Annotated in this window: 6 protein-coding genes; all 6 read right to left on the bottom strand. The window is 63.0% G+C overall.

Translation table 11 applies throughout. The features are described from left to right. Positions 1 to 14: 14 nt before the first annotated feature. Positions 15 to 2,078, bottom strand: coding sequence for an excinuclease ABC subunit UvrB (uvrB, locus tag E3T35_RS01330; protein WP_104129934.1), 2,064 nt, complete (start codon positions 2,076 to 2,078; stop codon positions 15 to 17). A gap of 29 nt (positions 2,079 to 2,107) precedes the next feature. Further along, positions 2,108 to 2,773, bottom strand: coding sequence for a dephospho-CoA kinase (coaE, locus tag E3T35_RS01325; protein ID WP_134377669.1), 666 nt, complete (start codon positions 2,771 to 2,773; stop codon positions 2,108 to 2,110). Positions 2,774 to 2,821: 48 nt separating this feature from the next. Beyond that, entirely contained in the window at positions 2,822 to 5,119 is a 2,298-nt protein-coding gene (locus E3T35_RS01320) for a response regulator (protein ID WP_134377668.1), read from the bottom strand. 306 nt (positions 5,120 to 5,425) lie between these two features. Beyond that, positions 5,426 to 6,880: a 30S ribosomal protein S1 gene (gene rpsA, locus E3T35_RS01315; protein ID WP_092107815.1), complete on the bottom strand. Its 1,455-nt coding sequence runs from the start codon at positions 6,878 to 6,880 to the stop codon at positions 5,426 to 5,428. A gap of 207 nt (positions 6,881 to 7,087) precedes the next feature. Beyond that, entirely contained in the window at positions 7,088 to 8,764 is a 1,677-nt protein-coding gene (locus tag E3T35_RS01310) for a DUF885 domain-containing protein (RefSeq protein ID WP_134377667.1), read from the bottom strand. A 74-nt stretch (positions 8,765 to 8,838) separates the two neighbouring features. Beyond that, the gene (polA, locus tag E3T35_RS01305) at positions 8,839 to 11,511 is read right to left on the bottom strand and encodes a DNA polymerase I (RefSeq protein WP_134344003.1); all 2,673 of its coding nucleotides are present in this window, start codon (positions 11,509 to 11,511) and stop codon (positions 8,839 to 8,841) included. Positions 11,512 to 11,523: the final 12 nt, after the last annotated feature.

The following is an 11,523-nucleotide window of genomic DNA, read 5'->3' as shown; positions in this document are numbered from 1 at the left end:
TGTGCGACCGGCGGCTACTGCAGGTGGCCGGCCTTCTCCATCTGGCGGAGTTCGCGCTTGAGTTCAGAGAGCTCATCGCGCAGACGGGCGGCGAGCTCGAACTTGAGCTCTCCGGCGGCCTCGAGCATCTGTCCGTTAAGGTCGGCGATGATCGACTCCAGATCGTTGGCACCGTTGGCGGCTAGGCCGACCCGACGGTTGGGCGTCGACGTCTTGCGCCGGGCATCGCGGCCGGCCAGGAGCTCGGCGGTGTCGGCCTCCTCGCGAGCGAGCGCTTCAGTGATGTCGCCAATGCGTTTGCGCAGCGGGGTCGGGTCGATGCCGTGCAGGGTGTTGTACGCAACCTGCTTCTCTCGCCGACGGTCGGTCTCGTCGATCGCCTTCTCCATCGAGGCGGTGAGCCGGTCGGCGTACATGTGCACCTCGCCGGACACGTTACGGGCGGCACGCCCGATCGTCTGAATAAGGGACGTCGCCGAGCGCAGGAAACCCTCCTTGTCGGCATCGAGAATGGCGACGAGCGACACTTCGGGCAGGTCGAGGCCCTCACGCAGCAGGTTGATGCCGACGAGTACGTCGTAAATGCCGGCGCGCAGTTCGGTGAGCAACTCGACCCGGCGCAGGGTGTCGACATCGGAGTGCAGGTAACGTACCCGCACGCCGGCCTCAGTGAGAAAGTCGGTAAGGTTCTCGGCCATCTTCTTGGTGAGCGTTGTGACCAGCACGCGCTCGTTGCGTTCGGTGCGCTTCTTGATCTCTTCGAGCAGGTCGTCGATCTGGCCCTTGCTCGGCTTCACGATGATCTGCGGGTCGATCAGGCCGGTCGGGCGGATGATCTGCTCGACAATACCGTCCGCAATGCCCATCTCGTACTTGCCGGGCGTCGCCGACAGGTACACCGTCTGGCCGACCCGATTCTTGAACTCATTGAACTTGAGCGGACGGTTATCGAGCGCGCTCGGCAGTCGAAAGCCGTGGTCGACCAGGGTGCGTTTGCGCGAGGAGTCGCCCTCATACATGGCACCGATCTGCGGCACGGTCACGTGCGACTCGTCGATGACCATGAGAAAGTCGTCGGGAAAATAGTCCAGCAGGCAGTGCGGGGCCTCCCCCGGTTCGCGCGCATCGATGTGGCGGGAGTAGTTCTCAATGCCGGAGCAGAATCCGATCTGCTCCATCATCTCGAGGTCGAAGGTGGTGCGCATACGCAGTCGCTGGGCTTCGAGCAGCTTGCCTTCACGTTCGAGCACTTCAAGGCGTTCGGCCAGTTCGATCTCGATGGTCCCGATCGCCCGACGCATGACGTCATCGCTCGCAACGTAGTGCGAGCCAGGAAACACCGAGACCGAGTCGAGCTTCTTGACGATATCGCCGGTGAGCGGATGCAGGCTGTACAGGCCTTCGATCTCGTCGCCGAACATCTCGATGCGAATGGCGAGCTCTTCGTACATCGGGATGATCTCGATCGTGTCGCCGCGCACCCGGAAATTGCCCCGCGAGAAATCGACATCGTTGCGCTTGTACTGCATGGCCACAAATTTGCGCACCAACCAGTCGCGGCTGACCTTCTGACCGACCTGCAGGGCGATCATGGCATCGAGATAGCCCTGCGGCGTACCGAGACCGTAGATGCACGACACCGTCGACACCACGATCACGTCCCGGCGGCTCAGCAACGAGTTGGTGGTGGAATGCCGCAATCGTTCGACTTCCTCGTTGATCGAAGAGTCCTTCTCGATAAAAGTGTCGGTCTGCGGAACGTAGGCCTCGGGCTGATAGTAGTCGTAATACGAGACGAAGTACTCGACCGCGTTGTTGGGCATGAGGTCGCGGAACTCATTGACCAGCTGCGCCGCGAGGGTCTTGTTGTGGGCCAGAACGAGCGTCGGGCGTTGCACCTGCTCGATCAGCCAGGCCGTCGTGGCGGACTTACCGGTACCGGTAGCACCAAGCAGCACGATGTCGGTTTCGCCGGCATTGATTCGGGCAGCCAGGTCGGCGATCGCCGCCGGCTGGTCGCCGCTCGGCGTGTACTCACTGACCACTTCAAACGGATTCACAGAGCGCGTGGGTTCCATGCTTCCATTCTACAAAGGGGGTCTGACACTCAGCTTTGCGCGCTCGACCCCTGCGAGCGGATGCCGGCGCTCGCCGCACTCTTGTCGGCCTCGGCAGTGAGCACGCCCTCCCAGAGCGCGTCAACCTGAATCAGTGTCGCGTCGAGGCCACCCGTGTTGTCGATCACGACGTCGGCCAGGGCCAGACGTTCTGCGTCACTGGCCTGCGCCGAGATGCGATGGGTCGCGTCCTCGCGGGTCAGGCCGCGCAGGTCCACCATGCGCTGGATTCTGGTGGCAGCATCCGCGTGCACGACGACGATCACGTCAAACGTGACCAGGCCGCCGGCCTTGGCTTCGGCCAGCAGCGGAACGTCGTAGACGACGATGGCGTGCGGGTCAGCCAGAGCGGCTTCGGCCACCCGATCGCGGGTGAGCTGTCGCACCGCCGGATGCGTGATGGCATTCAGCCGTTCTCGCCGCACCGGGTCGGTAAAGATGATGGCGCCAAGCGCCCGCCGGTTCAGGCTGCCGTCGGGCAGCAACAGGTCGGAGCCGAACTCTTCAGCAATCGCCGCCAGTGCCGGGGTGCCGCGTTCAACAACTTCGCGGGCGAGACGGTCGGCGTCGATCCCGACGGCGCCCAGCTCACTGAGCCGCTGTGCTACGGTGCTCTTGCCCGAGGCGATTCCGCCGGTCAGCCCAATCAGATACATCCCGTCAGACTATCTGGTTCGCCCGCGGACGGCTCAGGGAGCATCCGCTCAGTCGAGAGCCCGTTTGATCTCTGCCAGGAGCGCGTCCCGATTGAAGTCGGGTTTGTTCATTGTCACGACGGGCTGGGCCGGGTCGCTGTCGATCGTGTCCTGTTCATCGTCGGTGATCTTTCCCGCCGACAGGACCAGCACCGGAATGTACTGAGTACTGGCATGGTCCTGCAGCGCCCGCACAATCTTGAACCCGCCGAGGTGCTCCATCATGAGATTGATCAGAATCAGGTCGGGCGTCAACTTGAGCGCATCAGAGATGGCGGCCTCGCCCGACGACGAGGATTCGACGCGGTAAGCCGGCTCTTCCAAATACGAAGTGACCTGGTCGACGGTTTGGCGGTCTTCATCGACAATGAGGATGCACCGTGTATGTGCCCGGTCAGGGCGTAACCCAAGCAGGGTGAGCGAGTTCTGCAATTCGACCCGCTGAAGCGGCTTTTCGAGCACAGCCGCGGCACCGCGACTTAATGCCATACTCATGTCGGCCAATCCGGCAATGACCACGACGGGGATGGAGGCCAGTTCCGGAGAATCGTGGAGCTTCAGTAGAAACTTCCAGCCGTCCATTCCCGGCAGCTGCACGTCGAGGGTGATCAGGCTTAGCGGCACTCCCTGTGCGAGATCGAGCGCCTCCTCGCCGCTTGCCGCTGCAATCACCTGGAAGCCTTCTGCTTCCAGGAGCAACCGAACGAGCTTGGCGGATTTGGCGTCGTCCTCAACCACCAACGCCGTCGGGCTTCCGCTCGGGACGGTCAAACCCGCGACTGTCTGCGAGAGACCCTGACGGTCGACATTCGAGTCAGCATTGGCCGCCGCGATCAGATCCTGCGTGGCGTGTTGAAGCAGCGCGTCGCCATTGTCGTTCTCGGGCTCGCGGCCGGCGTCGGACTCTGCCCGTTCTGGTTCGAATGATGCATCGGAGTTCCCCGGGCGGATCTCTGCTCGCTCAGTATTGCTTTCCGCGGTCGGCGACGGTTGGGCCGTCGCTGCGGACAGGTCATGGCGCGGCAACCAGACGCCGAAGGTTGCGCCTTCGCTCAGAGATCCCTCCACACCGACCGTGCCCTCTTGCAGCTCGGCCAGCAACTTCACCATGGCCAGGCCTACGCCGTTGCCGCTTGACTTCCACGCGGCGTCGAATTCCCCGTGTCGCAGGGGAAGGAACAAGGCAGGCAGATCCGCCTCGGAGATTCCGACCCCGGAGTCCGTCACTCGAATTTCCAGAAACTCCGCAAAACCGGACTCTGGCAAAGGTGACGACCAGTGTGGGCGATGTCCGTCGAGGAAGCCGACGGAACTGCGCGGCACGATCCGCGCCTGCACGGATACGTCCTGGCCCTTGCTGGCAATAACGGCATTGCCCAGCAGGACCGCCAGAATCTGTCCGGTGGTGTGGGTGTCGAGCGGAAAGTCACCCACCTGCTCAGTACCGTTGACAGCGACCGAAACTGCGGGGTCTCCGCTCTGATCGACCAACGCGGCGCTGGCGACCAGCAGGCCGTGCACGGCGACAAGTTCATAGTAGAAGTCGACGTTGCCGGTTTCAACCGTGGACATGCTGATGAGTTCTTTGAGCAAGGACAGCAGGTGGGCGGTGTCAGCGCAGATACCGTCGACTCTGCGTTGCTGCACCTCGTTCAACAAACCGTCAACCCCGCTGCTCAGCGCCTTGGCCGAAGAAACGATCGCCTGCAGCGGTGTCAGCACCTCGACCTTCGCGCGAGTCAGATACTCGGCCCGGGCAACATTCGCCTGCTCCATGGCTAAATTCTTCTCGAGGAGGGCGCGCTCGAACTTTTTGCGATCGGTCACGTCTCTGGCTGCCGCGAAAACGCCCTGAACTCTGCGCTCACGATCCCGCAGAGTGGCCGCGTTGTACGAGACGACGGTTTCCGTGCCGTCAAAGGATCGCACCGTCAGCTCGTAATCAGTGATCCGGTCCTCCTTCAACACTCGAGCGATGGCGGTGTCGGCGCGCGTCGGATTGGTGAAGAAGTTGCGGCACGGAGCGCCGATGAGTTCGTCCCGGGTGCGCCCGGTCACGGCCACCATCTGGTGATTGACGTCGGTGATGACGCCTTTGGTATCGGTGGTCATGAGCGCATCAATGTTTGATTCGATCAGCGATCGAGTGTAAAACTGCTGGTCGCGCAATCTTTCATTGAGCACCTCAACCGACAACGATGCACCAGAACCGTCGGTGAAGCTCTGACTTCCCGACGGTGCCACAGGGGTTTGAGAATCGTCTTCGACCCTGTTGCCAGCGCTGTCTGCGGGGTGAAAGGTGTTCATGGGGCTCTCCGATGGGGCTGTGAAGCTGTCGTGCACGTTCCCACCAGAAACAGGTTGTAACTAGGGAAATCCACATCCGTTCGACAATTTTGTTCGTCGTGATGCTGACAAAAAGAGGACGTTTCCTCACTATCAGGTATAGCACGAAGAGTTCCGTGGGTCGTGATCCTGACCAATTACCAACGGATATTGCGCGCGGTCGCGAGACCGCCATCCGCTTGCGAACGTCGTACGAAAAAACGGGCCGCACCCCGAAGGATGCGGCCCGCCCTGCGCCGTTTACTGCGCAACTGTGAAGCTGTGCTGCTAGTTGCCGCCGGAGAGCTTCTCGCGGAGGGCCGCGAGTGCTTCGTCGTCGGCAAGCGTGCCGGCGCCAGCCGACTCGCTCGAGAAGGCAGAGCCGGCCGGTGCGACGTCGCTGGGGGCAGCGATTTCGTCGTTCGCGGTCGAAACCTGCTTCTTGTGGGCTTCCCAGCGAGCCTGGGCTGCAGCGTAGTCCTGCTCCCACTTTTCGCGCTGCTCGTCAAAGCCTTCGCGCCACTCGTTGGTCTCGGAGTCGAAGCCTTCGGGGTACTTGTACTGGCCCTTGTCGTCGTACTCGGTGAGCATTCCGTAGAGGGCCGGGTCGAACTCGGTGCCGTCGGGGTCGACGCCATCGTTGGCCTGCTTGAGGCTGAGCGAGATGCGGCGACGCTCGAGGTCGATGTCGATGACCTTGACGAAGACCTCGTCGCCGACCGAGACAACCTGCTCGGCGAGCTCAACGTGCTTGCCGGACAGCTCGCTGATGTGCACGAGTCCCTCGATGCCCTCAGCAACGCGAACGAACGCGCCGAACGGAACGAGCTTGGTGACCTTACCCGGTGCAACCTGGCCGATGGCGTGGGTGCGGGCGAATACCTGCCACGGGTCTTCCTGCGTTGCCTTGAGCGACAGGGAGACACGCTCGCGGTCGAGGTCAACTTCGAGGATCTCGACGGTGACTTCCTGGCCAACTTCGACGACCTCGCTGGCGTGCTCAATGTGCTTCCAGCTGAGCTCGGAAACGTGGACCAGACCATCCACGCCGCCGAGGTCGACGAACGCACCGAAGTTGACGATCGAGGAGACAACGCCCTTGCGGACCTGTCCCTTCTGGAGGTTGTTGAGGAACGTGGTGCGGCTTTCGCTTTGCGTCTGCTCGAGCAGGGCGCGACGCGACAGCACAACGTTGTTGCGGTTCTTGTCGAGCTCGAGGATCTTCGCTTCGATTTCCTGGCCCAGGTACGGGGTCAGGTCGCGAACGCGACGAAGTTCGATGAGCGATGCCGGAAGGAAGCCGCGCAGGCCGATGTCGACGATGAGTCCACCCTTGACGACCTCGATGACCGAACCGGTGACAACACCGTCGGACTCCTTGATCTTCTCAACGTCGCCCCATGCACGCTCGTACTGAGCGCGCTTCTTGGACAGGATGAGGCGGCCTTCTTTGTCTTCCTTCTGAAGAACGAGGGCCTCGACCAGGTCGCCGACCTTGACGACCTCGGAGGGGTCAACGTCGTGCTTGATGGAAAGTTCGCGGGAGGGAATGACACCCTCGGTCTTGTACCCAACGTCGAGGAGAACCTCGTCGCGGTCGATCTTCACGACGGTGCCCTCGATGAGGTCTCCGTCGTTGAAGAATTTCAGAGTCTTTTCGACCGCGGCAAGAAAGTCTTCAGCAGATCCAATGTCGTTGATGGCGACCTGCTTGGGTGCCCGTTCGGTCGTTGCGATTGTCATGTAGTAGTTGCTCCAGGATGGACATAATCGGGCCACACGCAAAAATTCGTTCAGGTGTTTTAGTTGTTCCGCGGTACAAAAACCCCGGGGAACGCTCCGCGCATGGCAGCGGATAGGGCGCCACAAATGTGACACTCTATCCTAGCCACCAGACTCCCCCGCAGGCAACTTGACCAGACTTCTCGCCTGACTACTCCAGCGGATGCCCTACTTCAGCAGGGCCGACCGCAGGGTGTCGAGTCCCACGCCGCCCAAATCAAGGGCAGTGCGGTGGAATTCCTTGATCGAGAAGGCATCACCCTGGCGCGCTTTCGCGGCATCGCGGAGTTGCTCCCAGATGCGCTGTCCGACTTTGTAGGACGGCGCCTGGCCCGGCCAGCCGAGGTAGCGGTTGACCTCGAATTTGACGAAGCTCTCGTTCATATTGACGTTCTGACCGAGAAATTCGAAGGCGTAGTCCGCGGTCCACGGGCCGGAACCGTCGGGCCGGGTCTTGCCCAGGTGCACGCCGATGTCGAGCACGACGCGAGCGGCGCGCATCCGCTGGCCGTCGAGCATGCCGAGACGGTCGGCCGGGTCGTCGAGGTAACCGAGCTGTTCCATGAGGCGTTCCGCGTAGAGGGCCCAGCCCTCGGCGTGGCCGCTGGTGCCGGCGAGCTGCCGACGCCAGGTGTTGAGCTTGGCCCGGTTATAGACGGCCTGGCCGATCTGCAGGTGGTGACCGGGGACACCCTCGTGGTACACCGTGGTGAGCTCACGCCAGGTGTCGAATTCCGTCACACCGACGGGCACCGACCACCACATTCGTCCGGGCCGGGAGAAGTCGTCGGTGGGTCCGGTGTAGTAGATGCCGCCTTCCTGGGTGGGGGCGATCATGCACTCGATGGTCTTGATTTCGTCGGGGATGTCGAACTGGGTCTCGGCGAGGTCCGCGACGGCCTTGTCGCTGGTGCGCTGCATCCACTCCTGCAGGGCCTGGGTGCCGTGCAATTTGCGGCTCGGGTCGGTGTCGAGGTAGGCGATGGCTTCGAGTACGCTCGCGCCGGGTTTGATCTGACCGGCGACCTTCTCTTGCTCGTCGACCATGCGGGCGAGTTCTTCGATGCCCCACTCGTAGGTTTCGTCGAGGTCGATCGTGGCACCGAGAAAACGGCGGGAGGCGAGGGTGTATAGCTCGCGGCCGATCGCGTCGTCGTCGGTGGCCTTGCCGTCGAGTTCGTCGCGGAAGAAGGTTGTCAGTTTGTCGTAGGCGGTGGCCGAGCGGCGAGCGCCGAGGCCGAGGTCTTTGGCGAGGGAAGCGGGCAGGGTGCCGCTATCGAGCGACGCGTTCGCTGAGAATTCGGCGAAGAAACCGTCATTGGCGGAATGGCGCTGGGCTTGGGCGAGCACCTCGCGTACCTGGCGGCGTGCCGGGGTCACCCCACGCTCGATGCCGAGCCGGAGCGTCTCGATGTACCCGTCGATGGCGGCCGGAAGGTTGCCCAACCTGCTTGAGATGTTGGCCCAGTCGTCGACGGTCTTGGTGGGCATGAGGTCGAAGATGTCGCGAATCTCCTGGGCCGGCGAGGCGATCACGTTGAGATCGCGCAGTTGCAGCTGCGCGTCTGAACTCTCGACGCCCAGCGACAACTCGCTCCGCAGGTCGGTCTTGGTGACCTCGTCGATGCTGTCAACCGGGCGGGCGGCATCCAGTTGGGCGATTGTCTTCTTTGCCTCGGCGACGAAGCGTTCATGGCCCGCCGGGGAGTAATCGCCGTAGCGGCCATCACCCTCGGTGCGGCCGATGTAGGTACCCACCGTTGGGTCAAGGTCGACGAGGGTGTCCACCCACTCTTCAGCGATCTGGTCGATGGCCGTGGGAGTGCGCAGAGTGTCATGTGTCATGCGTCGAGCCTAGAACACGACTGCTCGGCGTGAACCCCCCAATTGGGGAAACTGGCCGGTCACACCGCAGTGATTTAGTGGGCGGCGGCGTCCCAGTTGGGTCCACGGCCGACCTGAACCGTCAGCGGAACGAGCAGATCTGCGGCAGATTCCATGTTGTGGGTGACCACCTGGCTCAGGGAATCCCATTCGCCCGGGGCGACGTCGAAGATCAACTCGTCGTGAACCTGCAACAGCATGCGGGAGCCCATTGACGCATCCGTCAGGTCAGCGGCGATACCGTTCATGGCGATCTTCATGATGTCGGCCGCGGAACCCTGGATCGGAGCGTTGAGCGCCGCTCGTTCAGCGTTGTCGCGCAGTACCCGTTTGGGGCTGGCCAGGTCGGGGAACGGGCGGCGACGCCCGAAGATGGTCTCGGTGTAACCGTCGACCTTGGCCTGCTCGACCACGTTGCGAAGGTAGTCGCGCACCGCGCCGAACCGCTCGAAGTAGTCGGTCATGAGCTGCTTGGCCTCTTTGGTGTCGATGCGAAGCTGCTTGGACAGGCCAAAGGCGCTGAGCCCGTAGGCGAGCCCGTAGCTCATGGCCTTGACCTTGCTGCGCATTTCGGCGGACACGTCGGCGGGGTCCACGCCGAAGATTCGGGAACCCACGAACCGGTGCAGGTCTTCGCCAGCGTTGAAGGCTTCGATCAGCCCGGCATCTTCGGAGAGGTGTGCCATGATGCGCATTTCGATTTGCGAGTAGTCGGCGGTCAGCAGGCTCTCGCTGCCTTGGCCGGCCTGGAAGGCGGCACGGATGCGTCGACCCTCTTCGGTGCGCACCGGAATGTTCTGCAGGTTCGGGTCGTTCGACGAGATCCGGCCGGTGGTGGTGCCGATCTGCACGTAGGTCGTGTGGATGCGGCCGGTCGTGTCGATGGCCTTGTCGAGGGTTTCCACGATCTGGCGCAGTTTGGTGGCGTCGCGGTGCTTGAGCAGCAGATCGAGGAACGGATGCGGGTTGCTGGCCTGCAGATCGGCGAGGGCGCCGGCATCCGTTGAATACCCGGTCTTGTTCGCGCGTGTCTTGGGCATCTCCAGCTGCTCGAACAGCACGTCTTGCAGCTGCTTGGGCGACCCGAGGTTGACCTCCCGGCCGATCTCGGCGTAGGCGGCGGCGGCGAGGCTCGCCGTGCTGGCACCCAGCTCGGCGGACAGCTCGGCGAGTTGCTCATGCGAGACGCTGACGCCGGCGAGCTCCATGTCGGCGAGGGCGAGCAGAGTGGGCAGTTCGATATCGATCAGCAGTTTCAGCGAACCGGGGTCGAGGGCCTTCTCGACGGCGGCGAAGACACGGAGGGTAAACCACGCCTGGGCAGGGGCACCGGCCTGTTGGGCCTCGTCGGGAACGAGCTGATTGGGGTCGGCGACGGGCAACGTTTCATCAAGGTAGCGCGACACGAGGTCGGCCAGGGTCTTATCGGGGCCGCCTGGGCGAATGAGCCAGGCGCCGACCAGGGTGTCGAAGGCCAGACCGTTGAAGGGCAGACCGCTGCGGCGCAGCGCCTTCATCTGGTGTTTGGCGTCGTTCATGACCTTCGGAGCCGCACTGGCAAGCCACGCTTCGAGCGGGGCATAATCCTTGCGGCCCGGCTGCCACGGCAGGTTGACGGTCTCGGTCGGGCTGGCCAGGCCGAAGCCGATGGCTTTGCCGTCTTGCACCTCAACGGTGAGACCGAGGCCCGCCGGGTGGGCCACGGTGGCACGGTCGAGCCAGGACTGCAGCTCTTCGTCGAGGAGGTCCTGCGCGATGGGGGCCTGAATGGCGGGCACCTCGTCGACGACAGCAACGGTTGCTTCAACGGCCGGGTCTTCCCCGGCGAGCTTGAGTACCCGGTCGAGGAGGGACTTGAATTCGAGGCGGGTGAAGATGTCCCGCACCGCGTCGGTGTCCATGGCGCCGCGTTCCAGCGCGGAGACGGCCATCGGAAGGTCCAGGTCGGTGACCAGGCGGTTGAGTCGGCGGTTGCGAATCGCGTTCTCTTTCTGCTCGCGCAGGTTGTTGCCGACGACGCCCTTGATCTCCTCGGCGTGTTCCAGGATGCCGTCGAGGCTGCCGTACAGGCCAAGCCACTTCACCGCGGTTTTCTCGCCGACCTTACTGATGCCGATCAGATTGTCGCTGGTTTCGCCGACGAGAGCGGCCACATCGGGGTATTGCTCGGGTTCGATGCCATAGCGTTCGCGCACCCGAGCCGGGTCGTAGCGCGTGAGGGCTGACACGCCCTGGCTGGCCGGGTAGAGGAGGGTGACGGTCTCGTTGACCAGCTGAATGGCATCCCGGTCGCCGGAGACGACGAGCACGTTGTAGCCGGCGGCGGTGCCTTCGACCGAGAGGGTGGCGAGAATATCGTCGGCCTCGAAGTCTTCCTTGGTGATGGTGGTGATGTTCATCGCGGCGAGGGCTTCCTGCAACAGCGGGATCTGCCCAAGGAATTCCGGTGGGGTCGCATTGCGCGTGCCCTTGTACTCGGGGTATTCCCTGGTACGAAAGGAGGCGCGGGAGATGTCGAACGCGACCGCGAGGTGGGTCGGCTTCTCGTTGCGCAGCAGGCTGAGCAGCATCGACAGAAAGCCGTGGATGGCGTTCGTATGCTGACCGGCGTGGGTCTGGAAGCTATCCACTGGCAGGGCGAAGAACGCCCGGAATGCCAGGGAATGGCCGTCGATGATCATCAGGGTAGGCTTTTCGGAGTCCAACACTCCCCTAGCCTA

The organism is Cryobacterium sp. TMT1-2-2 (assembly GCF_004403505.1).
Lineage (GTDB): Bacteria > Actinomycetota > Actinomycetes > Actinomycetales > Microbacteriaceae > Cryobacterium > Cryobacterium flavum.
This window is presented reverse-complemented; position numbering and strand designations above follow the sequence as displayed.